Annotated in this window: 24 protein-coding genes and 2 riboswitches; of the genes, 15 read left to right on the top strand and 9 right to left on the bottom strand. The window is 65.8% G+C overall.

Annotated features, from left to right (window positions below):
* The first annotated feature begins 80 nt into the window (after nt 1-80).
* The 7 genes from AAFF19_RS12240 (at nt 81) to AAFF19_RS12210 (ending at nt 8,745) form a co-directional block, all read left to right on the top strand.
* Nucleotides 81-1,052, top strand: a complete 972-nt coding sequence (locus tag AAFF19_RS12240) for a TRAP transporter substrate-binding protein (protein ID WP_008906241.1) — start codon at nt 81-83, stop codon at nt 1,050-1,052.
* A gap of 125 nt (nt 1,053-1,177) precedes the next feature.
* A complete protein-coding gene (locus AAFF19_RS12235) occupies nt 1,178-1,672 on the top strand; it encodes a TRAP transporter small permease (RefSeq protein WP_342720256.1) in 495 nt (164 codons plus the stop codon).
* A gap of 85 nt (nt 1,673-1,757) precedes the next feature.
* Entirely contained in the window at nt 1,758-3,035 is a 1,278-nt protein-coding gene (locus AAFF19_RS12230) for a TRAP transporter large permease (RefSeq protein ID WP_182119165.1), read from the top strand.
* Between the two features lie 175 nt (nt 3,036-3,210).
* Nucleotides 3,211-3,293: riboswitch (glycine riboswitch) on the top strand.
* A gap of 21 nt (nt 3,294-3,314) precedes the next feature.
* Nucleotides 3,315-3,441, top strand: a riboswitch (glycine riboswitch).
* A 50-nt stretch (nt 3,442-3,491) separates the two neighbouring features.
* Nucleotides 3,492-4,637 carry a glycine cleavage system aminomethyltransferase GcvT gene (gcvT, locus tag AAFF19_RS12225; protein ID WP_182119166.1) on the top strand — a complete coding sequence of 382 codons (1,146 nt, stop codon included), beginning with the start codon at nt 3,492-3,494 and terminating at the stop codon, nt 4,635-4,637.
* An 89-nt stretch (nt 4,638-4,726) separates the two neighbouring features.
* On the top strand, nt 4,727-5,101 hold the full coding sequence (gene gcvH / locus AAFF19_RS12220; protein ID WP_008906237.1) for a glycine cleavage system protein GcvH: 375 nt from the start codon (nt 4,727-4,729) through the stop codon (nt 5,099-5,101).
* Between the two features lie 135 nt (nt 5,102-5,236).
* A complete protein-coding gene (gene gcvP, locus AAFF19_RS12215) occupies nt 5,237-8,119 on the top strand; it encodes an aminomethyl-transferring glycine dehydrogenase (RefSeq protein ID WP_342720255.1) in 2,883 nt (960 codons plus the stop codon).
* Nucleotides 8,120-8,133: 14 nt separating this feature from the next.
* Entirely contained in the window at nt 8,134-8,745 is a 612-nt protein-coding gene (locus AAFF19_RS12210; protein WP_342720254.1) for a Crp/Fnr family transcriptional regulator, read from the top strand.
* Between the two features lie 7 nt (nt 8,746-8,752).
* On the opposite strand, the gene AAFF19_RS12205 is transcribed toward AAFF19_RS12210, so the two are convergent.
* Nucleotides 8,753-9,406, bottom strand: a complete 654-nt coding sequence (locus AAFF19_RS12205) for a cytochrome c (RefSeq protein WP_342720253.1) — start codon at nt 9,404-9,406, stop codon at nt 8,753-8,755.
* Nucleotides 9,399-10,652 carry a sulfite dehydrogenase gene (gene soxC, locus AAFF19_RS12200; protein WP_342720252.1) on the bottom strand — a complete coding sequence of 418 codons (1,254 nt, stop codon included), beginning with the start codon at nt 10,650-10,652 and terminating at the stop codon, nt 9,399-9,401. Before soxC ends, AAFF19_RS12205 begins: the two co-directional genes overlap by 8 nt.
* Before the next feature lie 248 nt (nt 10,653-10,900).
* Between soxC and AAFF19_RS12195 the strand changes: the two genes are divergently transcribed.
* Nucleotides 10,901-11,287, top strand: a complete 387-nt coding sequence (locus AAFF19_RS12195; RefSeq protein ID WP_246330857.1) for an FKBP-type peptidyl-prolyl cis-trans isomerase — start codon at nt 10,901-10,903, stop codon at nt 11,285-11,287.
* 78 nt (nt 11,288-11,365) lie between these two features.
* On the opposite strand, the gene AAFF19_RS12190 is transcribed toward AAFF19_RS12195, so the two are convergent.
* Complete coding sequence (locus AAFF19_RS12190) at nt 11,366-12,031, bottom strand: NAD(P)H-dependent oxidoreductase (protein WP_182119171.1); 666 nt, start codon at nt 12,029-12,031, stop codon at nt 11,366-11,368.
* A gap of 254 nt (nt 12,032-12,285) precedes the next feature.
* Here AAFF19_RS12190 and AAFF19_RS12185 point away from each other — a divergent pair, with 254 nt between their 5' ends.
* Nucleotides 12,286-14,523 (top strand): ATP-binding protein, encoded by a 2,238-nt coding sequence (locus AAFF19_RS12185; protein WP_342720250.1) that lies wholly within the window; start codon nt 12,286-12,288, stop codon nt 14,521-14,523.
* Nucleotides 14,510-15,172: an RluA family pseudouridine synthase gene (locus AAFF19_RS12180; RefSeq protein ID WP_342720249.1), complete on the top strand. Its 663-nt coding sequence runs from the start codon at nt 14,510-14,512 to the stop codon at nt 15,170-15,172. The genes AAFF19_RS12185 and AAFF19_RS12180 overlap by 14 nt, the downstream gene beginning before the upstream one ends.
* A 16-nt stretch (nt 15,173-15,188) precedes the next feature.
* On the opposite strand, the gene AAFF19_RS12175 is transcribed toward AAFF19_RS12180, so the two are convergent.
* Nucleotides 15,189-15,806, bottom strand: a complete 618-nt coding sequence (locus AAFF19_RS12175) for a nitroreductase family protein (protein ID WP_342720248.1) — start codon at nt 15,804-15,806, stop codon at nt 15,189-15,191.
* A 71-nt stretch (nt 15,807-15,877) separates the two neighbouring features.
* On the bottom strand, nt 15,878-16,780 hold the full coding sequence (locus AAFF19_RS12170; RefSeq protein ID WP_342720247.1) for an EamA family transporter: 903 nt from the start codon (nt 16,778-16,780) through the stop codon (nt 15,878-15,880).
* Between the two features lie 65 nt (nt 16,781-16,845).
* On the opposite strand from AAFF19_RS12170, the gene AAFF19_RS12165 reads away from it, so the two are divergent.
* The 5 genes from AAFF19_RS12165 to msrA all read left to right on the top strand — a co-directional run bounded on the left by AAFF19_RS12165 (nt 16,846) and on the right by msrA (nt 21,483).
* Nucleotides 16,846-17,361, top strand: coding sequence for a MarR family transcriptional regulator (locus AAFF19_RS12165; RefSeq protein WP_342720246.1), 516 nt, complete (start codon nt 16,846-16,848; stop codon nt 17,359-17,361).
* Between the two features lie 28 nt (nt 17,362-17,389).
* Nucleotides 17,390-18,163 carry an SDR family NAD(P)-dependent oxidoreductase gene (locus tag AAFF19_RS12160; protein WP_342720245.1) on the top strand — a complete coding sequence of 258 codons (774 nt, stop codon included), beginning with the start codon at nt 17,390-17,392 and terminating at the stop codon, nt 18,161-18,163.
* A 92-nt stretch (nt 18,164-18,255) separates the two neighbouring features.
* A complete protein-coding gene (bktB, locus tag AAFF19_RS12155) occupies nt 18,256-19,440 on the top strand; it encodes a beta-ketothiolase BktB (RefSeq protein WP_008905839.1) in 1,185 nt (394 codons plus the stop codon).
* A gap of 174 nt (nt 19,441-19,614) precedes the next feature.
* Nucleotides 19,615-20,592, top strand: a complete 978-nt coding sequence (locus AAFF19_RS12150) for a tripartite tricarboxylate transporter substrate binding protein (RefSeq protein ID WP_182119178.1) — start codon at nt 19,615-19,617, stop codon at nt 20,590-20,592.
* Between the two features lie 93 nt (nt 20,593-20,685).
* Nucleotides 20,686-21,483 (top strand): peptide-methionine (S)-S-oxide reductase MsrA, encoded by a 798-nt coding sequence (gene msrA / locus AAFF19_RS12145; RefSeq protein ID WP_246330840.1) that lies wholly within the window; start codon nt 20,686-20,688, stop codon nt 21,481-21,483.
* Between the two features lie 127 nt (nt 21,484-21,610).
* Here the strand turns inward: msrA and AAFF19_RS12140 are convergent, their stop codons facing one another.
* The 4 genes from AAFF19_RS12140 to AAFF19_RS12125 form a co-directional block, all read right to left on the bottom strand.
* Nucleotides 21,611-22,048 (bottom strand): universal stress protein, encoded by a 438-nt coding sequence (locus AAFF19_RS12140; protein WP_008905842.1) that lies wholly within the window; start codon nt 22,046-22,048, stop codon nt 21,611-21,613.
* 120 nt (nt 22,049-22,168) lie between these two features.
* Nucleotides 22,169-22,948: a 2OG-Fe dioxygenase family protein gene (locus AAFF19_RS12135; protein WP_182119179.1), complete on the bottom strand. Its 780-nt coding sequence runs from the start codon at nt 22,946-22,948 to the stop codon at nt 22,169-22,171.
* Between the two features lie 73 nt (nt 22,949-23,021).
* On the bottom strand, nt 23,022-23,513 hold the full coding sequence (locus tag AAFF19_RS12130; protein ID WP_182119180.1) for a hypothetical protein: 492 nt from the start codon (nt 23,511-23,513) through the stop codon (nt 23,022-23,024).
* A gap of 242 nt (nt 23,514-23,755) precedes the next feature.
* Nucleotides 23,756-26,698, bottom strand: coding sequence for an EAL domain-containing protein (locus AAFF19_RS12125; RefSeq protein ID WP_342720244.1), 2,943 nt, complete (start codon nt 26,696-26,698; stop codon nt 23,756-23,758).
* Between the last annotated feature and the right edge of the window lie 81 nt (nt 26,699-26,779).

Below are 26,779 nucleotides of genomic sequence, written 5' to 3'. Positions count from 1 at the left end.
GCTGGCACACTGTGCCAACCTGCCTTGCACGCAGGGCCGCTGCCCCGCTGCAGCGCTCACCACATCCCACAGGAGACACCATGCAATTGACCAAACTCGTCGTTGGCTTGAGCCTTGCGCTCGGCTTTGTGGCCACCGCTGCCGCACAGACCACCATGCGCATCAGCATCTCGACGGCCCAGAACTCTCACCAGGGCGTGGCCATCGACACCTTCGCCAAGGAAGTCGAAAAACGCACGGGCGGCCGCTACAAGGTGCAGACCTTCTACAACGGCGCCCTGGGTGGCGAGCGCGAATCGATTGAAGCCGTGCAGCTGGGCACGCAGGAGCTGGCCTTCAGCTCCACCGGCCCGGTGCCCAACTTCGTGCCTGAGGCGCGCATCTTCGACGTGCCCTTCCTGTTCCGCGACAAGGCCCACGCCCGTGCCGTGCTGGACGGCCCCATCGGTCAGGAGATGCTGACCAAGTTCGACAGCAAGGGCTTCAAGGCCCTGGCCTGGGCCGAGAACGGTTTCCGCCACATGACCAACAGCAAGCGCTCGGTGACCGCGCCTGAAGACCTCAAGGGCCTGAAGATGCGCACCATGGAAAACCCCGTGCACATCGCCGCGTACAAGGGCTTTGGCATCATCACCACGCCCATGGCCTTCCCCGAAGTGTTCACCGCCTTGCAGCAAGGCACTGTGGACGGCCAGGAGAACCCGCTGCCCGTGATCATCTCGGCCAAGTTTGACCAGGTGCAAAAGCACCTGACGCTCACAGGCCACGTGTATTCGCCCGCCATCTTCGTGATGAACAAGGCGTCGTTCGACAAGCTCTCGGCCGCTGACAAGCAGGCCTTCATCGACGCTGCCAAGGAAGGCACCAAGGCCAACCGCGCCCGCGTGGACGAAGACGATGCCAAGGGCGTTGCCGACCTGCGCGCCAAGGGCATGACGGTGGTGGACAACCCCGACAAGTCCAAGTTTGTGGCCGCGCTGGCACCCGTGAATGCGGAGTTTGAAAAGCAGTTCGGCAAGGCCACGCTCGACAAGATCCGCGAATACAAGTAAGCGCAGTGTGCAGCATTTGCTACAATTTCAGTAGCACATAACGCCCGTAGCATAAGCGCTACGGGCGTTTTTCATCTGTTTTTTGTTCTGTTCATAGCCTCTGATTCCCTGGCGTTGTCCGCCCCATGAAAAAAGCCTTTCTGTTGTTTGAACGTGGCACCACGTTTGCCGCACTGCTGGGCGCGTGCGCCATGCTGGTCGTAGCGTCCGCGCTGGGCATGTTCCAGATCGTGACCCGTTTTGTGCTGGAACAGCCCGCCGAGTGGACGGAGGTGCTGATCCGCTTCAGCCTGATCTGGATGGTGTTTCTGGCCATCCCCAGCGCGTTTCGCCAGGGCGCAATGGTGAGCGTGGACGTGCTCTACCGCTGGAGCCCACCGCGTGTGCGCAGGGTGCTCGACTACATCGTGGCGCTGGCTGCGCTGGCGCTGATTGGCGTGATCATCTGGTGGGGCTGGGACTATGCGCAGCGCGGTGGCGTGCAGTCGATGGCGGGGCTCGAATCCGTCTCCATGTTCTGGGCCTACGTGGCCATGCCGGTGGGCGGCGTGTTCAGCGTCATCGGCATCATCGGCTGCCTGGTCGACCCCCACCGCCTTGAGCTGGAGACTGCGCAATGAGCGACGCGACGAGCCGCCTCAAGCGAGCGAACGGCCCCCTCGGGGGGCAGCGAGAACATGCAATGCCGAGCGTGGGGGTCCACCAATGACTCCAGTCATGATCACCACCATGGTGCTGTGTTTTGCACTCACCGTGTCCGTGGCCGTCTCCATCGGCCTGGCCTCCATCCTGGGCATCCAGGTGGCCAATGCCAACATGCTCATCTCGGTCAAGGAGATGTTCGCCTCGATCAACAAGTTTCCGCTGGCCGCCATTCCGTTCTTCATCCTGGCGGGCAACCTGATGGAAACCGGCGGCATCTCGCGCCGGCTGGTGGAGTTTGCCAAGAGCATCGTGGGCGGGGTGCAGGGCGGCCTGCCCATGACCTGCGTGCTCACCTGCATGATCTTTGCAGCCGTGTCGGGCTCGTCGGTGGCCACCACGTTTGCGATTGGCGCCATCCTGATCCCGGCGCTCATCAAGCACGGCTACCCCACCAGCTATGCCGCCGCGCTGCAGGCCACCAGTGCCGAGCTGGGCGTGATCATCCCGCCCTCGATTCCGCTCATCCTGTATGGCGTGAGCGCCGAGGTGTCGATCGGTGAGCTGTTCATCGCAGGCTTTGGCCCGGGCGTTCTTATCAGTGGCGCATTGATGCTTTTCGTATGGGCCTATTGCAAATGGAAGGGCTGGGGCAAGAACGACGGTGACGGCCGCATGCCCCTGGGCCGGGCCACGCTGCAGGCGGGCTGGGCGCTGCTGATGCCGGTCATCATCCTGGGCGGCATCTACGGCGGCATCTTCACGCCCACCGAGGCATCGGCTGTGGCGGTGTTCTATGCGCTCGTCATCGGCGTGGTGATCTACCGCGAGATCCGCATCAAGGACCTGTTCGGCATCCTGCGCAAGTCGGCCATCTCGTCGGCCGTGATCATGTTCATCATTGCCAACGCCGGGCTGTTTGCCTTTCTCATCACCCGTGCGGGTGTACCCGATGCGATTGGCCGCTGGCTGGAAGCGGTGCTGCAGTCGCCCACGCTCTTCCTGCTGGGCGTGAACGCGGCGCTGTTCATCATCGGCATGTTCATCGAGACCAGCGCCGCCATCATTGTGCTGGCGCCCATCCTGGCACCGGTGGCCATGCACTTTGGTGTGGACCCGGTGCACTTCGGACTCATCATGGTGGTGAACCTGGCCATGGGCATGATCACGCCGCCGTTTGGCGTGAACCTGTTTGCGGCCTGCACGGTGGCGCGCATATCGCTGGACCGCATCGTGGGGCATTTGATTCCGTTCGTGCTGGTCATCATGGCGTGCCTCATGATCGTGACCTACGTGCCGCAGCTGTCGCTGGGTTTGCGGGATCTGGTCTACGCAAAGTAGCGAGTGCAGTGTTTCACGCTTTCTGGCACGCAAGAAAACGTCTTTTCGGCCATGGCCGCGTTGCAAATCCTCGCGATACCGCCCGGTATCGCTGTGGTTTGCGCCTTGCCAGTGCCAAAAATCCATTTTTCTTGTTTGCGCCATCAAGCGTCAAACACTGCACTAGAATCGCCCGGTCAGGAGAGAGTGCCAGCCCTAAGGGCCACCGCACCGCCGAAGGCGCAGGCAACAGCCGAACGCTCAGGCAAAAGGACTGACAACCGCCCGCAGTGATGCGGGCGTTCCCTTGCTGGAGAGAGATGGCCCGCCGCACCGCGTTATGAGGCCATCCACCGAAGGAGCAAACCGCACGGCCAGCCAGGGCAGTGGGGCGAATCTCTCAGGTAAAGCGGACAGCAGGGCAAATCCCGTGGCCACCGTGGTGGCTACGGCCCCCATTTGCCCCGGAGTTCCGCCATGTCGTCAGCCAACGCCCCCCTGCTTGCCACGCCCCTGAACGCCCTGCACACCGAGCTGGGCGCCCGCATGGTGCCGTTTGCCGGATATTCCATGCCCGTGCAGTACCCCGCGGGCCTCATGGCCGAGCATGTGCACACGCGCACGGCCGCCGGCCTGTTCGACGTCTCGCACATGGGCCAGCTCAAGCTGGTGGGCCCCGATGCCGCCGCAGCCTTCGAAACCCTGATGCCCGTGGATGTGATCGACCTGCCCGTGGGCAAGCAGCGCTACGGCCTGCTGCTCACCGACGAAGGCACGGTCATGGATGACCTGATGTTCTTCAACCAGGGCGTGGTGGACGGCGAGCCCACCCTGTTTGTCATCGTCAACGGCGCGTGCAAGGTGGACGACATCGCGCACATCCAGGCGCGCATCGACCAGCGTTGCAAGGTGGTGCCGATGCCCGACCACGGCCTGCTGGCGCTGCAGGGCCCGCAGGCGGCCACTGCCCTTGCACGCCTGGCGCCCGGTGTGGAAAAGCTGGTGTTCATGACCGGTGGTGCATTCAGCATTGCAGGCTGCGACTGCTTCGTGACCCGCAGTGGCTACACCGGCGAGGACGGCTTTGAAATCTCGGTGCCCGCCGCCCAGGCCGAAACCCTTGCCCGCGCGCTGCTGGCCCAGCCAGAAGTGAAGCCCATTGGCCTGGGCGCCCGCAATTCGCTGCGCCTGGAAGCCGGCCTGTGCCTGTATGGCAACGACATTGACACCACCACCACGCCGCCCGAAGCGGGCCTGAACTGGGCCATCCAGAAGGTGCGCCGCACCGGTGGCGCGCGTGCTGGCGGCTTCCCGGGCGCCGACAAGGTGCTGGCGCAGATCGACAACCCCGCCAGCCTGCAGCGCAAGCGAGTGGGCCTGGTCGCGCTGGAACGTGTACCGGTGCGCGAACACACCGAGCTGCAAAGCACCGATGGGCAAAAAATCGGCGAAGTCACCAGCGGCCTGCTGGGGCCCACGGTGAACGAGCCCGTGGCCATGGGCTATGTGGCGCCCGCCTTTGCAGCCATCGGCACGCGCGTGAACGCCATCGTGCGCGGCAAGGCCGTGCCGATGGAGGTGCGCGCCCTGCCGTTTGTGCCCGCCAACTACTTCCGTGGCTGATTTCCGCCGGCGCTGCGTGCCGACCACGCCTGCGCCCGCTACATTGCAGATTCCTTCATTTTTTTCCCCATTGCTTGAGGAGCCTTTCCATGACCGTCAAATTTTCCAAAGACCACGAGTGGATCAACGTCGCCGACGCCAATGCGGCCGTGGTCGGCATCACCGTGCATGCCCAGGATGCCCTCGGTGACGTGGTGTTCGTAGATCTGCCCGCCGTCGGCGCCACGTTTGCGCAGGGCGATGTCGCGGGCGTGGTGGAGTCCGTCAAGGCTGCGGCTGACGTGTACATGCCCGTCTCCGGCGAAGTGGTGGAAGTCAACGAAGCGCTGCGCGCCGACCCCTCGCTGGCCAACTCCGACCCGCTCAATGCCGGCTGGTTCTTCAAGGTCAAGCTCAGCGACGCCAGCCAGCTCGATGCGCTGCTGGACGAAGCCGCCTACTCAGCCTTTGCCGCCAGCGCCTGAGGGCCTTGACGCTTTCATAGAAAAACCATAGCTGCCTGCGCTTGATTTCATTGGCTTTCAGCCATAAAACACGCTGAATCAACCAAGCAACAAGCGCCAGCAGCTTCTTTTTTAATAGCACCCGAACGCCCGCCCATGACCGCCGCCCTGCCCCTTTCCGCTCTGGAGAACGCCGCCGAATTCCTGCCCCGCCACATCGGCATCGACGCAGCGGATGAAGCCCACATGCTGTCCGTGATTGGCGAGGCGTCGCGCCGGGCGCTGATTGACTCCATCGTGCCGCGCTCCATCGCCCGCAGCAGCGCGATGGACCTGCCCGCGCCCATCACGGAAGCCGCGGCGCTGGCCGAACTCAAGGCGCTGGCGGCCAAGAACCAGGTCCTCAAAAGCTTCATCGGCCAGGGCTACTACGGCACGCACACGCCGGGCGTCATCCTGCGCAACATCCTGGAAAACCCCGCCTGGTACACCGCCTACACGCCCTACCAGGCCGAAATCTCGCAGGGCCGCATGGAGGCGCTGGTCAACTTCCAGACCATGGTGTGCGACCTGACCGGCATGCCCATTGCCAATGCGTCGATGCTCGATGAGGCCACCGCCGCCGCCGAGGCGATGACGCTGGCCAAGCGCTCGGTCAAGAGCAAAAGCAATGTGTTTGTGGTGGCCGGTGATGCCCACCCGCAAACCATCGAGGTGATCCAGACCCGTGCCAAGCCGCTGGGCATCGAGGTGCTGCTGGCCAATTCCGCCGCCGAATGGGATGCCGCGCTCAATGGCGACTACTTCGCCGTGCTGGCCCAGTACCCCGCCACCAGCGGCCGCATTGACGACCTGCGCGCCGACGTGGAAAAAGCCCACACCAAGCAAGCCGCCTTCATCGCCGCAGCCGACCTGCAGGCCCTCACGCTGATCACGCCGCCCGGTGAATGGGGTGCCGACATCGTCGTGGGCACCACCCAGCGTTTTGGCATGCCCATGGGCGCCGGTGGCCCGCACGCGGCCTACATGGCCTGCCGCGACGATTTCAAGCGCAGCCTGCCCGGCCGCCTGGTGGGCGTGAGCGTGGACGCGCATGGCAAGCCTGCCTACCGCCTGGCCCTGCAAACGCGCGAGCAGCACATCCGCCGCGAAAAGGCCACGTCGAATATCTGCACCGCGCAAGTGTTGCCCGCCGTGATCGCCAGCATGTACGCTGTGTACCACGGCCCCGAAGGCCTGCAGCGCATTGCGCAGCGTGTGGCCAGCTACACGGCCATCCTGGCCCAGGGCCTGAAGCAGCTGGGCGCCCCGGTGCGCGAGCAGGCGACCTTCGACACGCTGAGCCTGCACACCGGAGCCGCTACCAAATCCATAGCTGCTCGCGCAATCCAGATGGGCGCCAATCTGCGGATTTACTTCGAAGAGTACCTCTGCATCTCGCTGGACGAAACCACCACGCGGGCCGACATCGAATTGCTGTGGAAGATCTTCGCCAAGGACGGCCAGGCCCTGCCCACGTTTGATGCGTTTGAAAACGGTGTGGAGTCGTTGATCCCCGCGGCGCTACGCCGCACCAGCCGCTACCTCACGCACCCTGTGTTCAACACGCACCACTCTGAGACCGGCATGCTGCGCTACATCCGCCAGCTGTCCGACAAGGACCTGGCGCTGGACCGCACCATGATCCCGCTGGGCAGCTGCACCATGAAGCTCAACGCCACGAGCGAGATGATCCCGATCACCTGGCCAGAGTTTGCCAACGTGCACCCGTTTGCACCCGCAGACCAGCTGCAGGGCTACAAGGAGCTGGACGAACAACTGCGCGCCTGGCTGTGCCAGGCCACGGGCTACGCGGGCATCAGCCTGCAGCCCAATGCGGGATCGCAAGGTGAGTACGCCGGCCTGCTGGCCATCAAGGCCTACCACGAAGCCCAGGGCCATGCGCACCGCAACATCTGCCTGATCCCCAGCAGCGCACACGGCACCAACCCCGCCAGCGCCCAGATGGTGGGCATGCAGGTGGTGGTGACCGCCTGCGACGCCAATGGCAACGTGGACATGGCCGATCTCAAGGCCAAGTGCGAACAGCACAGCGCCAACCTGGCCTGCATCATGATCACCTACCCCAGCACGCACGGCGTGTTTGAAACCCAGGTGAAGGAGCTCTGCGCCCTGGTGCACAGCCACGGCGGCCGGGTGTATGTGGATGGCGCCAACATGAACGCCCTGGTGGGCGTGGCCGCCCCCGGCGAGTTCGGCGGCGACGTGAGCCACCTGAATCTGCACAAAACGTTCTGCATTCCCCACGGCGGTGGCGGCCCCGGCGTGGGCCCCGTCTGCGTGGTGGAAGACCTGGTGCCCTTCCTGCCTGGTCATGCAACGGCCGGTGTGGCCGGCGGCGTGGGTGCCGTGTCGGCAGCGCCACTGGGCAATGCCGCCGTACTGCCCATCAGCTGGATGTACTGCCGCATGATGGGCGCCGAAGGCCTGCAGGCCGCCACCGAGACCGCCATCCTCTCGGCCAACTACATCAGCGCACGCCTCAAGGACCACTACCCCACGCTGTACGCCAGCGAAAACGGCCACGTGGCACACGAGTGCATCCTGGACCTGCGCGGCCTGAAGGACACCAGCGGCGTGATGGCCGAAGACGTGGCCAAGCGCCTGATTGACTACGGCTTTCATGCGCCCACGCTCTCCTTCCCCGTGCCCAACACGCTGATGGTGGAGCCCACCGAGAGCGAGACGCTGTCCGAGATCGATCGCTTCATCGACGCGATGATTGCCATCCGCGAGGAAATCCGCCAGATCGAAAACGGCGTCTGGCCGCAGGACAACAACCCCCTGAAGAACGCCCCGCACACGGCCGAGAGCCTGCTCGGCGGCGAGTGGAGCCGCCCCTACACCCGCGAAGCCGCCGCCTACCCTGTGGCCGCCTTGCGCAGCAGCAAATACTGGTCGCCCGTGGGCCGGGTGGACAACGTGTGGGGTGACCGCAACCTGAGCTGCAGCTGCATTCCGGTGTCTGACTACGCCTGATACGCCTGATTGCTGTGACTTCCACCACCAGCGCCTGCACTGTCTGCCAGCCGCCTGCGCTGGAGGCTCTGGTCGAGTCTGAACCGGCTCTTGCGGTGCTGTGGCAGGATCTGCCCCGCCGCCAGTTCAGTGCGGGCATGTCGCTGCAACAGGCCGGCGAGACCAGCACCCGCTGCTGGCAGGTGCGCAGTGGCGTAGTCCGGCTGTTCTACCTGAACGAACATGGCACGGAGCGCAACCGGTCGTTCCACGGCGCCGGCAGCTGGGTGGCCGGCAACCTGCCACCCCTTGCGCTGCCCAGCCCCTACGCCATCGAGGCCCTGGCGCCCGTAGAGGCCGTGGAGCTGGCCTATGCCACCTTGCAGCAATGGCAACGCAGCTTTCCCCACATCGGCCCCTTGCTGGAAGAAGGCCTGGGCTATGTGTTTCAGCGGCATGCACACCGCGAAGCCGAGTTGTTGAGCCACCCACCCGAAGTGCGCTACCAGTCTTTTCTGGCCACGCATGGTGATCTGGCAGCCCACCTGCCGCAGCACCATGTGGCCAGCTACCTGGGCATCTCGCCGGTGTCGCTCTCCCGCATCCGGGCACGGCTGGGCATGGTGGAACCGTCACGCGGCGGTTGAACAGCGTTCAGCGTTCCTGCGGCCATGCACTGACTGTGCGGTCCCGCCCTGGCATCACCACCCTGGGCAGTTTCTCCTTGTCCATGATGGCGTCACCTGGCACAAGGCCGTTCAGGTGCAGCAGGTGCGCCGTGATGGCGTACACCTCGTCATCGGTCAGGCTCTTGGGTGCGTGCATCGGCATGCCCCTGCGCACGTAGTCGAACACCGTGGTGGCGTAAGGCCACATCGCACCCACCGACAGCACCTGTAACGGGTACTTGCGCACGCGCAGGGGGCGCAACGGATCGCTCCAGCCAATGAAGCCGTCAGAACCTACCAGCCGCGCCGCGGGCCCTTCAATGCCCTTTGCTCCGTGGCAGGCGGCGCAGTGCATGGCGTACAGCCGCGCGCCCTGCTCCACGCTGCCCCGGCCGGCCGGCAGGTTGCGGCCGTTGGGGAAGACGGTGATGGCATGGCGCTCCACATCGGCAGGCGACAGCGGTTGCCCCAGTCCAATGACATGCGGTGGCGCTGCTGGCTCTGGAGCCGCCGCTGATGGCGCCTGGGCCTCGCTGGCTGCTCCTGCCCCCACCAGTCCCGCCACCATGGCCGCAACTGCGCCACGCCGCAGGGTGGCGCGCCCGGCGGGCAGCAACTGACAGCAATGGTATTCACGCATACACGTTCTCCACACGGCCATCGGCCTGCACACGCCAGGCCTGCACCGCGTTGTAGTGGTTGAACGAGTGCATGGCGTAGCGGCGTTTCCATTCGCTGCGCAGCGGCTGGGTGCGGCCGTGTTCATCGGTGGCGCGGCTCATCAGGTCGGCCTTGCGGCCGCTCCACTGCCAAGGCAGCGTGAAGCGCGTAAAGGCACGGTCCAGCACCGGGCCGTGCAGCTGCGCCACAGCCCAGGTGCGCCCACCATCCACCGAAACGTCCACACGCACAATGCGCCCACGGCCCGACCAGGCCAGCCCCGCAATTTCGTAAAACCCATGGGGCTCCGGCAAACGCTGCTGCCCCGAGGGGTGCGTGATCACGGACTTCACCTCCATGTGGAACGCAAAGCGCTCGATCCGCCCATCGGCCAGCACCTGCGTGTACAGGCCCGACTCGTCCTTGGTGTAGGCGGGCGCGTCCACCACTTCCAGCCGGTGAAGCCACTTCACATTGACATTGCCCTCCCAGCCTGGCATGAACAGGCGCATGGGGTAGCCTTGCGACGGCCGCAGCCGCTCGCCGTTCTGAAACAGCGCCACCATGCCGTGCTCCATCAAGGCCTTCAGTGGCAGGCTGCGGCTGTGCGACCCACCGTCAGCGCCTTCGGCCACCACCCATTGGGCGCTGTCCTTCAGGCCCGCTTCGTTCAGCAGATACGCCAGCGGCACCCCCGTCCACTCCGAGCACGACACCTCGCCCGCAATCTCGCCCAGCGTCTGGTCCAGGGCGGTGGGCGACAGCGCATTGGCCGCCGAATTGCCCGCACACTCCAGAAAATGCACGCGGCTGACCATCGGGTAGCGCATCAGGCGGTCCAGATCAAAGCGCAGCGGTTTGTTGACCAGCCCGTGCAGCTTCAGGGTGTGGCGCTCCGGCGCGATGTCGGGCACGCCGTTGTGGTGCACTGCAAAGTGCAGGCCGCTGGGGGTGATGATGCCGCGCTGGTGCTCAAGCGGCGTGCGCCACACGGCAACCCCCGCCGCCATCGACAGGCTGCGTTCCACCTGCGCCTCGTGCACGGCGGGCAGGCCGTATGGTAGATCGGCCCCACCGGGGCGGGTCATCGCATCGGGCAAGCGTGCGGCCAGCGGTTGTGGCTGTGGTGGCGTAGCCTGCGCCGCCGCCACGCTGAGTCCCCCTGTCGCAAGGCCCCCCAAAAAAGTCCTCCGGGCCAGGCCGTTGTGGCCGCTGTATGAACGCATCCTTCGTCTCCGCAAAAACAAGCACCCGGCACCCATCGGCCGCAGTCGCAGTGTTGCGGCTCGCAAACGAACATGCATTAACGCTTGTTAATGCGTATGAATGGGCACGGTGACGGCCACTGGCGTGAAGCCCTTTACACTGGCGCGCCGCTGGCAGGGCAAAACGTTTCTGCCGGAAGAACCATCTTTCGAGCTCTTTCTGACTTCTTCTTTTTCAAGGACATTCCGTGCGTATTTCCTCCTCCCTTGTGCTCGCCGGCCTGCTGGCTGCCTCGTTTGCCGCTGCCCAGGCGGCAGGCCCCGTCACCACGGCCAGCGGCCTGGTGTATGAATCACTCAAGGACGGTACGGGCGAATCGCCCAAGGCCACCGACACCGTCAAGGTGCACTACAAGGGCACGTTCCTGGATGGCAAGGAGTTCGACAGCTCCTACAAGCGCGGCGAGCCCACCTCGTTCCCGCTCAACCGCGTGATCCCCTGCTGGACCGAAGGCGTGCAGCGCATGAAGCCCGGCGGCAAGGCCAAGCTGACCTGCCCGCCCGCCATCGCCTATGGCGCAGCGGGTGCGGGGGGCGTGATTCCGCCCAATGCGACGCTGAACTTTGAGATTGAACTGATCTCCGTCGGCCGTTGATCTGCCCGACGGCAGCGCCCATGAAAAAACCGTCCGGGGTTTCCTTCCCGGACGGTTTTTTCTCTGGAGCACGTTGACTCAGACTTCTGTCACAAACTGCTCGCGCGGGCGGCGCACCTTCTTCAGGTTCACCAGCCAGTCGCCTTCATCGGCGCGGTAACCCAGGGGCATGATGGCCACGCTGCGCAGGCCGCGCTCGCGCAGATGGAGGATCTCATCCAGCGCAGCGGGGTCGAATCCTTCCATGGGTGTCGAGTCCACTTCTTCAAACGCTGCCGCAATGAGCGCGGCGCTCATGCCAATGTAGGCTTGGCGGGCTGCGTGCTGAAAATTCACCTCCGCATCGCGCTGGGGGTACATGCCCAGCAGCATCTGGCGGTAGTTCTCCCAGCCTTCGTTCTTGAAGCCGCGCTGCTCGTTGGTGAGGTCGAACATCATGTTGATGCGCTCGGCCGTGTAGTTGTCCCACGCGGCAAACACCAGCAGGTGCGATCCATCGGTGATCTGGGCCTGGTTCCAGGCGATGGGCTGGATGCGTGCGCGCACGGCGGGGTCGGTCACCACGATGATTTCAAACGGCTGCAGCCCGCTGGACGTGGGCGCCAGACGGGCGGCCTCCAGAATGCGTTCGACCTTGTCTTGCGGCACGGCCTTCTGGGGGTTCATCTTTTTGGCAGCGTAGCGCCATTGCAGCTTGTGAAGCAAGGGCTGCTGGGCAGCCGCGCTGGTGGAAGAGGTGGTCATGAGTATTCCTGGGGTTCAACAACAAAAGGCAGGGCGCACGCCAGTGCGCCACGGTTGAACTTTAGGCCCGCCCCTGCCCGCCGGTAAGCCCTTGCAGGGAAAAGGAATGTTCACAAACTGCCAACAATCCACGCTTCTCAAGGGCCGTGGGCAATGCATGCAGGCGTACACTCGATTCCCATGTGTCCTGCCAATTCGCAGCGTGTCGCGGGCCTCGCCCGCCTGGGGCGTCCGCGCCATGAGGCTGCACTTTCATGAGCGAACCCGATCTGTCTTTTCTGGACCCGGCCGGACGGCAGCCCGCCCAGGCTGCGCGCACCCCCGGCCCAACCGCGCCGGCGCCCCCCCCGCGTGATGACGGCAGCACCGCTACGGGCACCGGCGAGGGCCTGGTGGCGGAGTTGCGGGCCTACCAGGCCGAGCTGGAGAGCCAGAACAAGGTGCTGCGCTACAGCCAGACAGTGGCCGAGAGTGCCTACGAACGCTTCGAGACCCTGTTTGCCAGCGTGCCGCTGGCGCTGATGGTGGTGGATGAGCACGACATGGTGGTGCAGGCCAATTCCATGGCGCACCGCTCTTTTCAGCCCACCGAACGCGACCGCCCGCTCACTGCCCTGATGCCTTTTGTGCGCAGCAAGGATGCCCGGCGCGTGCGCGAGGCCTTCGCCCTGGCGCAGGACCTGGGCCGCGGCGAGGTGAAAGAAGTGGTGTTTGACATCAGCGCCGACACGCGCATCACCGGAGACCTGCACATTGCCCACATCGAGGCGCCCCAGGCCAGTGGGCCCCCGCTGTCGCAGTTCCTGTGCGCGGTGATCGACCAGGGCCCGCTGCTGGCCGAGCGCCAGGCCCTGCAGCACAGCGCACAGACCCTGCAGCAACGCAACGAGCAGATCCGAGCCAGCGAAAAGCGGCTGGAGGCCATCATCAACTCTGCGCTCGATGCCATCATCTGCGTGGACCAGCACCAGCGCATCACCGTGTTCAACCCCACGGCGGCGGCCCTGTTCCAGTGCAGTGCCAGCGATGCGCTGGGCAGCCCGCTGGAGCGCTTTTTGCCCGATGCCGCGCAGGCCCTGGCGTTTGCGCAACTCACCACCCAGGCCCTGCTGGGCGAGATGACCGCCCTCACGGCCAGCGGCAAGGAGCTGGCGGTGGAGGTGAGCGTATCGTTCGAGCGCCACGCAGACGGCGAGACCACCACCGTGTTCGCACGCGACCTGACCGGCCGCAAGAAGGCCGAGGCGCACCGCAGCGAGCTGGAAGCGCAACTGCGCGAGTCGCACAAGATGCAGGCCGTGGGCACCATGGCCGGGGGCATTGCGCACGACTTCAACAACATTCTGGGGGCCATCCTGGGCAACGTGGAGCTGGCCAAGGCCGATTGCGCACCGGGCTCGCCGGTGCTGGAGAGCCTGCTGGAGATCGACAAGGCCGGCCGCCGCGCGCGCGACCTGGTGCGCCAGATCCTCACCTTCAGCCGCAACGAACCGCCGCAGCGCTCGGCCGTATCGCTGGCCGAGGTGGTGCATGACACCGAGCGTCTGCTGCGCGTGACACTGCCGCCAGCGATCGAGCTGCACATGCACCTGCAGGCCGGCCTGCCGCCCGTGCTGGCCGACGCCACGCAGGTCGAGCAAGCCCTGCTCAACCTGTGCACCAACGCCGTCCACGCCATCCAGCACCAGGGCATCGAACGCGGCAGCATCCACGTAGAGGCCGCTGCCGTGCAGCCCGACCACCGCCTGAGCGAGCGACTGGGGCTGGCCGCAGGCGATTACGTGGCGCTGACCGTGCGCGACACCGGCCCCGGCATGGACGCCGCCACGCTCGAGCGCATCTTCGAGCCCTTTTTCACCACCAAGCCCGTCGGCCAGGGTACGGGCCTGGGCCTGGCAGTGGTGCATGGCGTGATGCGCACGCACGAAGGCGGGGTGGACGTGCAAAGCTCCCCCGGCCATGGCAGCCGGTTCACGCTGTACTTTCCGGTGGCAAGCAGCGCCACCCCAGCTGCCCACATCGCGCCCGTCGTTTTGGCCAGCGGCGCACTGGCTGCTCACCCCACCGCAACTGCACCGGGTGACGCGAACGCGCCCGGCAAAAAACACCGGGTGATGTATGTGGATGACGACCAGGCGCTCGTGTTTCTGGTGCAACGCCTTCTACGCCGACGCGGGTACGAGGTGAGCGGCTTCACAGACCCCCATGAGGCTACGGCCGCGCTGCGCGCTGCCCCGCAGGCCTACGACCTGCTGGTGACCGACTACAACATGCCCGGCTTCTGCGGCGTGGACCTGGTGCGCGAGGCGCGCCGGATCCGCCCCGATCTGCCGGTCGCCCTGGCATCCGGCTATGTGACGGCCGAGATCGAGCAAGCCGCACTGGCAGAAGGTGCCCGCGCACTGATCCACAAACCCAATGACGTGGAGGAACTGTGCGCCACGGTGCAGCGGCTCATCGCGACCAGTGCAGCAGGCGATGACACTGCCTGACCAACTGGCGGGTGGCGTGCAGGTGGTGTATGAAGACGCCGACCTGCTGGTGCTCGACAAGCCCGCCGGGCTGCTGTGCGTGCCCGGCCGGGGGCCCGACAAGCAGGATTGCCTGAGTGCCCGCGCCCAGCAGCGCTGGCCCGGCGCGCTCATCGTGCACCGTCTGGACCAGGCCACGTCCGGCCTCGTGCTGATGGCCCGCCACATCGATGCCCAGCGGCAGTTGAGCCACGCATTTGCCGAGCGCCAGGTGCACAAGCGCTACCAAGCCGTGGTGCAGGGGCTGCTGTACTCGGCAGACCGGTGCTGGAACGAGATCGAACTGCCCATCGCCGCCGACTGGGAGCGCCGCCCGCTGCGCGTGGTGGATGCCGCGAAGGGAAAGCCCAGCCTGACCCGCTGGCGCTTGCTGGCCCAGGACGAGGCGGCATTCAGCTCACGCGTGGAACTCGAACCCGTGACCGGCCGCACCCACCAGCTGCGCGTGCACCTGGCCGCCATCGGCCACCCCATCCTGGGCGACGCGCTGTATGCAGCCGAAACCGCCCGACAAAAAGCGCCCCGGCTGCTGCTGCACGCCTGCGTGCTGGAGTTTGTGCACCCCCGTCACGGGGCGCCATGTCGTTTCGAATCCGCGCCGGGTTTCTGATGCGCAGCGGGGCCCGTCAGACCAGCGCAAGCACCTCGGCCACCGGCCTGCGCGGCTTGGGTACAGGCATGACCGCAGCACGTCCCACCGCCACCAGCATCACGGGCAATTCGTCGGACTGCAGCCCAAACTCGCTCGCCACCCCCGTTGCGTCAAAACCGCCCATGGGTGCGCTGGCCAGTCCCATGCCCTCGGCCGCCAGCATCAACGTCATGGCAGCCAGCGAGGCCGAGCGCACCGCTTCATCACGCTGCAGCTGGTCATCAGGAGCATGCGCCGCCGTGGCCTGCGCCACCCAGGCGTCCCCCACCGCCTGCCCAAAAACACCGGCACGCACCACGGGCGCGAGCCGATCGGCCAGTTGGGTGTGGGCCTGCAGCGTGCCGCAGATGATGTAGGTGACAGCCGCATCCAGCACCTTCTGCTGGCGCCAGGCCAGCGTGTGCAGCCGTGCCTTGGCCGCTGGCGTGCGCACCGCGATAAAGCGCCAGTTCTGCAGGTGGTAGGCCGTAGGCGCCCGCGTGGCCAGGCGCACCAGCTCGGCAATCTGGGCTTCATCCAGCGCATGACTTGCATCGAAAAGGTGGGTGGAGACGCGGGTTTCAATGGCCGAAGCCACGGTGTGAGAAGACATGAAAACACAGACCTTTCAGATCAACAAAGAAAAAAGGAAGGAGCACATCAAAGAGCGGAGCGCCTGGGGTGTCAGCGGCCCGCGCCGCGCTGCGCCATGGCCCACTGCACCGCCAGCACACAGCCCAGCACCGTGGCCATACCCAGCAGCGACACGCCGCGCATGGCTTGCCCCAGCAGCGCCCAGCCCAGCAGCACGGCCGTGAGCGGGCTCAGCAGCCCCAGCGACGCCACCGCCACGGTGGGCAGGCGCTCGATGCCCCGGAACCACAGCACATAAGCCACCAGTGCACCCGCCAGGCAGAGGTACACATACCCCCCGGCCTGCGTGGCCGTGAGCGTGGGCAAAGGCGGGTCGGCCCACCAGGCCACCGGCGCGATCATGAGCCCGCCCAGCAGCAGCTGCCAGCCGGTAAAGGCCAGCACCGGCAGACCGGACTGCCAGCGGCGCGAGAGAAACGTGCCCATGGCCATGCACACCGTGCCCGCCAGCGCCGCTGCCACGCCCCACCCATCCCAGACAGTGCCGGGGGCCAGCAGCATCAGCGCCATACCCGCCACCGCCAGCACGCCCGCCCCCAGCGCCACGCCCGACGGGCGGCGCTGGTCCACCGCCCAGGCCAGGCCCATCACCACCAGCGGGCCAATGGCCCCGACCACGGCGGCGAGCCCGCCCGGCAAGCGATAGGCCGCCACAAACAGCAGCGCCTGGAAGACACCGATATTGAGCGCAGCCAGCAAAGCCATGCGCCCCCATCCCCCGGGCACAGGCCACCGACGCGCCCACAGCACCAGCAGCAGCCCCGCAGGCAGCGCCCGCAGCAGCGCTGCGGTGAACGGCCGGCCGGGTGGCAACAGCTCGGTGGTGACGATGTAGGTAGAGCCCCAGATGACGGGCGCGAGCGCGGTGATGAACACGTCCCACCAGTTGGGTGACGACGACGGTGATGCTGACGAAGTCGAGTTTGAATTCATTTTTATCTTTAATTCAAGATAAACCACTGTAGCATAAAATCTCGAAATCAAGACAAATTACGACCATGCCTGACCCTCGCCCCCCAGACGCCGTGGATGCCATCCTGGCCCAATGGCACACAGAACGCCCCGATCTGGACGTATCCCCCATGGGCCCCATCGGCCGCCTCAAACGCTGCGCGGCATTGATGGACCGGCGACTTGAAGCCGCGTTCGCGCCGTTCGGCCTGTCATTCTGGGAGTTCGACATGCTCGCCACGCTGCGCCGCTCGGGAGCCCCCTTCTGCCTGGCGCCCACCACGCTGTTTTCAACCCTCATGGTCACCTCCGGCACCATGACGCACCGCATGGGCAAACTTGAAGCCAGCGGGTGGATTGAGCGCCTGCCGAACCCTGCTGATGCACGCGGTCTGCTCGTGCAACTCACGCCAGCAGGCCTGGCGCTGATCGACCGGGCCCTGGAAGCCCATGTGGCCAATGAGCATGCGCTGCTAGCCCCGATGCGTGCATCCGACGTGGCAGCCCTGGACCGGCGCTTGGCCCAGCTGCTGGCCATACTGGAGCCTGCGGGCGACAGCTGACCGCCACATCCCGCAGTACCATGGCGGGATGCCTCACAACCACCTCTACATCCTCACCGGCGCATCGCGCGGCATGGGCCTGGCCATGGCCCAGCAGCTTCTCAAGAGCGGCAACACCCTGATCTGCATTGCCCGTGGCACCAACCCTGACCTGACCGCCGAGGCCAAGGCAGCTGGCGTCACCATTGAACAGTGGCAGCAAGACCTTTCGCAGGGCGAGCAGGCCGCCCACAAGCTGCAAGCCTGGCTGCAGGCCCAGGGCCCGCAGGCGTTTGCCAGCGCCATCCTCATCAACAATGCGGGCATGATTCCGCGCATTGCGCCGCTGTCGGCCAGTGCCAACCCGCATGATCTGGCCGACCTGGCCACCGCCCTGCGTGTAGGGCTGGAGGCGCCCATGCAACTGACCGCCGCCTTCCTGGGTGCAACGGACAGCTGGACGGTGCCGCGCAAGGTGCTCAACATCTCCTCGGGCCTGGGCCGCCGGGCCATGGCCTCGCAGGCTGCCTACTGCGCCGCCAAGGCGGGCATGGACCATTTCACGCGCTGCGTAGCGCTGGACGAGGCACTCAAGCCCCATGGAGCCAAGGTATGTTCGCTGGCGCCCGGTGTGATCGACACGGACATGCAGGTTCAGCTGCGCGGCGCCGACCCGGCCGCCTTTCCGGACCGCCAGAATTTCGCCAACCTCAAGACGGGTGGCCAGCTCACATCCCCCGCCGAAGCCGCCACCCGCGTGCTCGCCTGGCTGGAGCGCGCAGACTTTGGCACCAACCCGGTGGCCGATGTCCGGGACGCGTGAATCGGATCACTCCTGTTTTCATAGCTGCCAGCGCATGCTGGCTAAGCCCCAGTGGCCAATTTGACCTGAAACCCCTTTGAAAGGATCACCCCATGACCCGTGAAGTCGTCGTCGTCAGCGCAGTGCGCACTGCCATTGGCACCTTTGGCGGCAGCCTGAAAGACGTGCCCCCCACCGAACTGGGCGCCCTCGTCGTGCGCGAATCGCTCGCGCGTGCCAACGTGGAAGGCAAGGACGTGGGCCATGTGGTGTTCGGCCATGTGGTCAACACCGAGCCCAAGGACATGTACCTCTCGCGCGTGGCGGCCATCAACGGCGGCTGCGGCGAAGGCACGCCCGCCTACAACGTCAACCGCCTGTGTGGCTCGGGCCTGCAGGCCATCGTCAACGCCAGCCAGTCCATCCTGCTGGGCGACACCGACGTGGCGATCGGCGCCGGTGCTGAAAACATGAGCCGCGTGCCCTTTGCCAGCCTGAACATGCGCTGGGGCGCCCGCATGGGCGACACCAAGATGGTGGACATGATGATCGGCGCACTGCACGACCCCTTCCACAACATCCACATGGGTGTGACGGCCGAGAACATTGCCGCCAAGTGGGGCATCACGCGCGAAGACCAGGACAAGCTGGCGGTGGAGAGCCACAACAGGGCCGAACGCGCCACGCAGGCGGGTGTGTTCAAGGACCAGATCGTGCCGGTCACCTTGAAGAGCAAGAAGGGCGACGTGTTGTACGCCACCGACGAGCACTTCCGCCCCGGCGCCACGATGGACGACCTGGCCAAGCTCAAGCCCGTGTTCATCAAGGAAAACGGCACGGTGACGGCAGGCAACGCCTCGGGCATCAACGACGCCGCCGCCGCGGTGGTGCTGATGGAAGCCGGTGCCGCCAAGGCGCGGGGCGCCAAGCCCCTGGCCCGCCTGGTGGCCTACGCCCACGCAGGTGTCGACCCCAAGTACATGGGCATCGGCCCCGTGCCAGCCACGCAGCTAGCGCTGAAGAAGGCGGGCCTCACCGTCAACGACCTGGACGTGATCGAAGCCAACGAGGCCTTCGCCGCCCAGGCCTGCGCAGTGACCAAGGACCTGGGCCTGGACCCCGCCAAGGTCAACCCCAACGGCTCGGGCATCTCGCTGGGCCACCCCATCGGTGCCACGGGCGCGCTCATTACCGTCAAGGCATTGCATGAGCTGCAGCGCATCCAGGGCCGCTATGCGCTGGTGACGATGTGTATTGGTGGCGGCCAGGGCATTGCCGCGATTTTTGAACGCATCTGAAGCCCTGCCAGGCCCGGCAGCCATCGCCGTAGGCGATGCTGCCCTCCTGCATTGGCAAGGCCGGCCTTGCGCAGGATCAGCGATCATCCACAGGAGCTGGCACTAAGACCCGCAGAGCCGAACGCGCAGCGCGTTTGCCCCCCTCTCATTGAACCGACGGAGACACCCCCCGCCATGATCCGCACCCTGCTTTCTTTCACCGCCCTCGCTTTTGCCCTGGGCACCACGGCAAACGCCCAGGCCCCGGCTGCGGCCTATCCCACCAAGCCCATCCGCCTGATCGTGCCCTTCCCGCCCGGCGGCGGCACCGACATCCTGTCGCGCCTGGTGGCCACCAAGCTCACCGAAGGCCCCAAATGGACCGTGGTGGCGGACAACAAGGCGGGCGCGGGCGGCACCATCGGCATTGGCGAGGCTGTGAAGGCTGCGCCCACGGGCTATGACCTGGTGATGGGCCAAAAGGACAACCTCGTGATCGGCCCCTGGCTCTACAAGAACCTGCCGTGGGACCCGACCAAGGACCTCACGGCCGTGGCCCACGTGGCCTGGACGCCCGTGGTCATCGCCACCAGCGTCAACTCCAAGTACAAGACCCTGGCCGATGTGGTGGCCGCCGCCAAGGCAGCGCCGGGCACCATCACCTACGGCTCGCCCGGCAACGGCACGTCCATCCACCTGGCCGGCCATTTGTTCGAGCAGGCGGCGGGCATCAAGCTCAGCCATATCCCCTACAAGGGCTCCAACCCCGCGCTGATGGATGCGCTGGCGGGCAACGTGGACCTGCTGGTCTCGTCCCTGCCCTCGGCCATGGGCCAGATCAAGGCCGGCAAGCTGCGCCCGCTGGCGGTCACGTCGGCCAAGCGCAGCTCTTCGGTGCCGGATGTGCCCACCGTGGCGGAATCGGGTTTCAAGGACTTTGACGTGAGCACCTGGTACGGCGTGCTGGCCCCTGCCGGAACCCCCGCAGCGGTGGTGACCACGCTCAATGCAGAAATCAACAAGCTGCTGTCCACCCCCGAGATGAAGGCCGCCATCCAGGCGCAAGGCGCCGAGCCCGAAGCCATGACGCCTGCCCAGTTCAGCGCCCTGCTCAACAAGGAGTACGGGCAGTGGAAAGGCATTGTGGAAGCGTCTGGCGCCAAGATCGAGTAAGGTGACCTGACGCGCGGCCGGCGCCCCTGGCCGACCACAGCCGCCCATGGCCCCAGGCACCTGCGTGCAGGCCGTGGCCCAGGAGCCTTTACCGTGCCGCAACCTCCCCACAAGCCCGCGCAACGCCACGGGGCATCTGGCCCGCCGGACTCTGCGGCAACCACCGCACCCCAGCCCCCATCCAACATCGGCTCCAAGCTGCTGGTGCTGGTGGGCGTGCTGATGCTCGCGGCCTTGCTGTATGCGGGCGCCACGTCCGGCGCCCGACCCTCGGTGGCGCTGCCGCCTCCAGAGACTGATGTGAAGGCGCCCAGCCCGTCGGCCACCGCCACTGCCGTATTTGCAGGCGGCTGCTTCTGGGGCGTGCAGGCTGTGTTCCAGCACACACAGGGGGTACTGAATGCCGTGTCGGGGTATGCAGGCGGCAGCAAAGAGACGGCCAGCTACCCGATGGTCAGTTCCGGTAAAACAGGTCACGCCGAGGCCGTTGCGATTACCTACGACCCGCAGGTGGTGAGCTATGGGCAGCTTCTGCAGATCTTCTTTTCGGTGGCGCACGACCCGACCGAAATCGACCGCCAGGGGCCCGACTACGGGCCGCAATACCGGTCTGCCATTTTTTACTCCACGCCCGATGAGCACGGGGTTGCCCAGCAGTACATCGCGCAGCTCGACGCCACCCAGCTGCTGGCGCGCAAGATCGCGACCACGCTGGCCCCGCTGGACGCCTTCTACCCGGCAGAAGACGAACACCAGGACTACGCGACGCGCAACCCGCACTCCATCTACATCGCCACGTACGACCGCCCCAAGATCGCGCAGCTTGAGGCTTTGCTGCCCGAGCGTTTTCGCGATACGCCGGTGCTGGTGGCCGGGCAAGCGCCACGCTGAACCCCAAACAAAACGGCTCCATCCAGGAGCCGTTTTGCAGAATGCGCGTATTGCGCGTATTGCGCGTATTGCGGGTATTGCGCTTAGTGCGCGTATTGCGCTTAGTGCGCGCTACCGAGTGCCGCGCCTAGTCGCGCACCACCAGCACGGGGATATGGACCACGCCCAGCACGCGCTGGGTGACGCTGCCGAGCACCAGCTTTTCCAGCCCACGGCGCCCGTGCGAACCCATCACGATCAGGTCGGCGCCCGTGCTCTCCAGGGCGCGCAGGATTCCGTCGTGCACTGCATGTCCCTCGCCCACCACGGTGGTCACCGGCACACCGGCATCGGCCATGGCTTTGCGGGTGGCTTCCAGGGCCGTGTTGGCCTCGGCGGTGGCGGCATTGATGTACTGGGCCTGGCCGTAGGCAAAGTCAGCCCCGACGCCGGTGAAAGGATAGGGATCTACCACGTAGACCGCCGTCACGGCGCTGCCAAAGGTTTTGGCCAGCCCGGCGGCCTTGGACACGGCCAGCATCGACGTATCAGAGCCGTCGACCGGAACCAGAATGTGTTTGAACATGGTGCTTCTCCTTGGGTTGAATGTTGTGGCGGGCTTGTGGCCCACACGAACCAGTGTGAACGCCCACCTTACCGCGCATCTTGATTCGCATCAAATTCAATGCAGTTCCAAAGGGATTGTTCAGGCCGCCAGTGCAGGCGGCTCCACCGCGTCCGCCCCCTGAAAGCTGCCCCTGCGGCACGTGATGACCAGGGTGTCGCGGTGGCCCGCTGCCGCCATCGGCTGGATGGGCGTGGTCTCGTGGATCATGCGGGCGTCGTCGAGCAGCAGCAGGGACCATGGCTCGGTGAGCGTGAAGCGCTGGCCAGCCGGGCCGGCGGCTTCGAACACACGGGTCTCGCCGCCCTTCACGCCCTCGCGGCCGACCAGAAACACGGCCACCAGGTCAACCCCGTCGCGGTGTGCCCCCTCGGGGGTGGGCCGTCCGATGCCATCCGTGGTGTCGATGCGAAACTGGTGCGCCTCCACAAACCAGGGCACCGGGGCCCGTGGGCCCGCAAACACCGCGTCAGACACGCCTGCCAGCGCTGTAAGCAGCTGGCGCCACACGGGCTGCGCCACGGTGGCCGCCTCCATGGGCGCAAACCAGCGCTCCATGCCGCCGTGCAAGGCGTTGTATTCCACCGGCTGCCAGTGCGCACGGTGGGGCACCTGCTGCATGTGGCCGCTCTGCACCACAAAGCAGGCGTGGCGCCGCCGCCGGTAGCGGCCGCCATCCTTGAGAAAGTCATCGGGGGGCAAGCCTGCCCAGTCGGCATTCAGCGCCATCAACGCGGCAAGGTCGCAGCCCACCCAGCGTGCCACATCGGAAGGCGCCAGCACGGCATACCCGTGCTGGCGCAGCTGGTGGACGACTTCGGTGGGAGCAGTGAACGGGGGAGCGAAAGTGACGTGGGCCATGGGGCAAAGCTTAACCGCTGGTACTGCGGTCTCGCTGCCAACAGCCGTTGATCACATCACGGCGACGCGCCCTTCAGTCGCGGTGCTTGCGCCCTTTGTCCTTGTCTTTGTCCTTGCCATGGCCGCGCCCACGGTCGGCTTTGCCCCCGTGCCGGTGATCGTCGTCCCAATGGCGATCCTGGCGGTCATAGCGACCGTGGCTGTACGGTGGCGGGCCCCGGCGTGGAGGCGGCTCCTGCACAAAGTACACAGGCTGACTGCACGCGTTGTAGCGGGCACAGTGCTTGCCCCAGTTCTTGGCGTGGCCGGGCGGTACATACAGATAGATTGGCGAGCGCGGTACCACCACGGCCGGGCGGTGGATGATGACCGGCTCGGCGTAGATCAGCGGAGGCGGTGGCGCGTTGCCGATGTTGATGCGGCCGTACACGCCAGGTGCCAGCTCGCCTCCCACGGTGGCGTTGACATAGGCCTGTGCGTGGGCGGCGCCTGCGGCTGCGAGCAGCAGGCCTGCAGCCGCGCCCGAAAGAAGCAGGCGAAGGGTTTGAAGGGCATTGTTTTTCATGGGGAACTCCTTGTTTTTGCCACGCCTGGATGGCACGGCAGGTGCACGTGGTCATCGTCAGCATGTCGGCCTGCATTTGTAACAAAGCCATCGCCAAGATATACCCCCCCGCAGGTTAAAAATGTAAGCAAATGGCGACAACATCGGTGCCCGCGGAATTCACATCCAAGTCGTTTCTAAGCCAAATCGGCCTCCAGCGCTTATGCAGCATGCGCCTGCAGCTATCATTTTTATGAGGCGTGTCAGGCATTGACCCCCATCGCTGCCGCATGCAGGTCGGCTGCGGGGCCGGGGCGTCCGAACAGATAGCCTTGCCAGGTACGGCAACCCAGGCTGGAGAGCATGTCCCGCTGCTCGGCGGTTTCCACGCCTTCGGCAATCACCCCGAGGTCCAGGCTCTGCGCCAGTGTGACGATGGTGCGGGCTATGGTCGCGTCGTTGGTGTCCGTGAGCAGGTCGCGCACAAAGCCCTGGTCGATCTTGAGCTGGTCGAGCGGCAGACGCTTGAGGTAGCTCAGGCTGGAATAGCCGGTGCCAAAGTCGTCCAGCGCAAAGCCGATGCCCACCGCCCGCAGGGTGGCCATGCGCTGGATGGTGTCCTCCACATCGTCCAGCAGCAGCGTTTCGGTCAGCTCCAGCTTCAGGCGGTGGGGGTTGGCGCCGGTCTCGTCGAGCACGCCCAGCACCTCGTCCACAAACTGGCTGTGCCTGAACTGCCGTGCGCTCACATTGACGGCCAGCGTCCAGCGCGCAGTCACGGGGTTCCGGGCCCACTCCACCAGTTGCAGGCAGGCGGTGCGCAGGATCCATGCGCCCAGCGGCACGATGAGACCCGAAGCCTCGGCCACCGGAATGAACTCGGCCGGGGACACCAGCCCACGCTGCGGGTGCTGCCAGCGCACCAGCGCCTCGGCCCCCACAATGCCGTCGTGCTCGCGGATCTGGGCCTGGTAATGCAGCAGAAACTGGCCGTCCCGCAGCGCTTCGCGCAAACCGGCTTCGAGCAAGGTGCGCGCCGTCACGTTGGCCTGCGTGCGCGGGTCGAAGAACCGCAAGGTGTTTCGCCCTGCCCCCTTGGCCTGGTACATCGCCATGTCGCCGTGCTTGAGCAGTTCGTCCACCGAGCCCCGCGCATCGGCATACAGCGCAATGCCGATGCTGCAGGAGCTGTGGTGTTCATGGCCGTCCAGCCGGTAGGGCTGGCTGAGCGCCTGCAGCACCGTGCGCCCCACGGTCTCGGCCTGGGCAGCGGCCTCCTGCACGTTGGCGGCGAGCCCCTCCAGCACCACCACGAACTCGTCGCCCCCCAGGCGCGCCACCGTGTCCCCCACCCGCACGCAGCCTGCCAGGCGGGCGCCCACCTGGCGCAGCAGCTGGTCGCCCAGTTCATGGCCCTGGGTGTCGTTCAGGTCCTTGAAGTTGTCCAGGTCCACAAACAGCAGCGCGCCCCCTGCACCCGAGCGGGCTGTGGCGGCCAGGCTGTGCTGCAGCCGGTCGGTCATGAGCCGGCGATTGGGCAGGCCCGTGAGCGGGTCGTAGAACGCCAGCAGGCGGATCTCTTCCTCGGCCGCCTTGCGGCTGGAGATGTCGATCTGCGTGCCCACGTAATGGGTGATCTCGCCTTCGGGCGAGCGCACCGCCGTGATGGTGATCCACGCCGGGTATTCCGCGCCGTCCTTGCGCCGGTTCCACACCTCGCCCTGCCACATGCCGGTGGTGTGCAGCGAGTTCTCAAGGCTGGAATAAAAAGCCGCGTCATGTCGGCCCGACTGCAGCAGGCGCGGCGTCTGGCCCACCAGTTCCTCCACGGTGTAGCCCGTAAGCCGTGCATACGACTGGTTGGCCCGCAGGATGCGCTTGTCCGGCGACGTCACGATCATGCCCTCGAACGACTCGAACACCGTGGCAGCAATCTGCAGCGACTCCTCGGCCTTGCGGCGCTCGGTGATGTCGGTCGAAATACCGCACAGCGCAACCACGCTGCCTTTCGCATCGCGCAGCGGAATCTTCACCGAAAGAAACGCCCGCTGCGGGGCGCCTGTCGCCGGGGTATTGAGCTCCTCCACCTCCAGGCTCTCACCGTCCTCCAGCACGCGCCGGTCATTGGCGCGCAGCGATTGCGCAGTGGCAGCGTCAAAAAAAGCCCCATCGTCCTTGCCCACAACCTCCTGCGAGGGCAGGCCAAAGTACTGGAGCGTATGGTGATTGGCGTACTGGTAATGGTAGTCCTTGCCCTTGATGTAAATGAACGCACCCACGCTGTCCAGAATGGTCGCAAGCTTCTGCTCGCTGTCCTTGAGGTGGCGCGTGCGTTCCTGCACCTTGCGGCGCAGCACGACCACCGACAGCGCCGCCAGCAGGCTGAAGGCCAGCAGCCCACCCAGCCCCCACCAGATCCAGGGCGCAATCCGCACCGGCTCATCAGCCGCACTCCAGCGGCGCAAAACCTTCGCGTACGCCGGGTCGGCACCGCTGCGCCAGTCCTTGACCGACCGGTCTATCGCCGCCAGCACATCGGCATTGCGCCCTGCGCCCGTGGCAAAGAACAAGGCTGCAGGCTGGAACACGATGCCCGAGTCCACCATGCCGTAGCGCTGCGAATACAGGTTGCCGAACCGATGGTTGGCGATCACCGCATCGGCCTCGCCCTGCTGCACCATGGCAAACGCGCCCGTGAAGCTGGAGGCATCCACCAGCGTGACCTGGATGCCGAAGCTGTCCATCATGTTGCTGAAAGCGGCACGCTGCACCGAACCCTCCAGCACCGCCACGCGCTTGCCCTGCAGGTCAAGCATCGAATAGATGGGGCTTCCCGGCGCACGGTAGATCTGTGACCAGCTGTGCAGCACCGGCAGGCTGTGAAAGTCAAACAGGATGTCGCGCTGGTCTGACCGGGCCACATCGGGCATGAGATCAAGCCGCCCCTCGCGCAGGGCGTCCAGGCAATCTTGCCAGTTGCACGGCACATATCTGAGCGACCATTGCTCCCGCGCGGCCACCATCTCCAGCAGGTCCACAAAGATGCCTGCAGCCTTGCCATCGGCGCCAAAAAAAACCTTGGGCTCGTTGGCATATACGCCCACGCGCAGCTCGCGCGGCGCCGCCGATGCGATGGCGCCAGCGCCCAGCACGGCCAGCAACACCAGCCACCGCAGGCCCGAGCCCCATCGACAACGCCAGTACATGCCAGGATTCAAATCAGGCTCCACAGAGGATGGACACCCCATGGTAACGAATGCTTGCAAATACCGCCAATGGGAATCTGC

The organism is Acidovorax sp. FHTAMBA, from assembly GCF_038958875.1.
In the GTDB taxonomy this organism is placed as follows: Bacteria; Pseudomonadota; Gammaproteobacteria; order Burkholderiales; family Burkholderiaceae_C; genus Acidovorax.
Note: the sequence above shows the minus strand (reverse complement) of the source record. Positions and strands in the feature narration are given on the sequence as shown.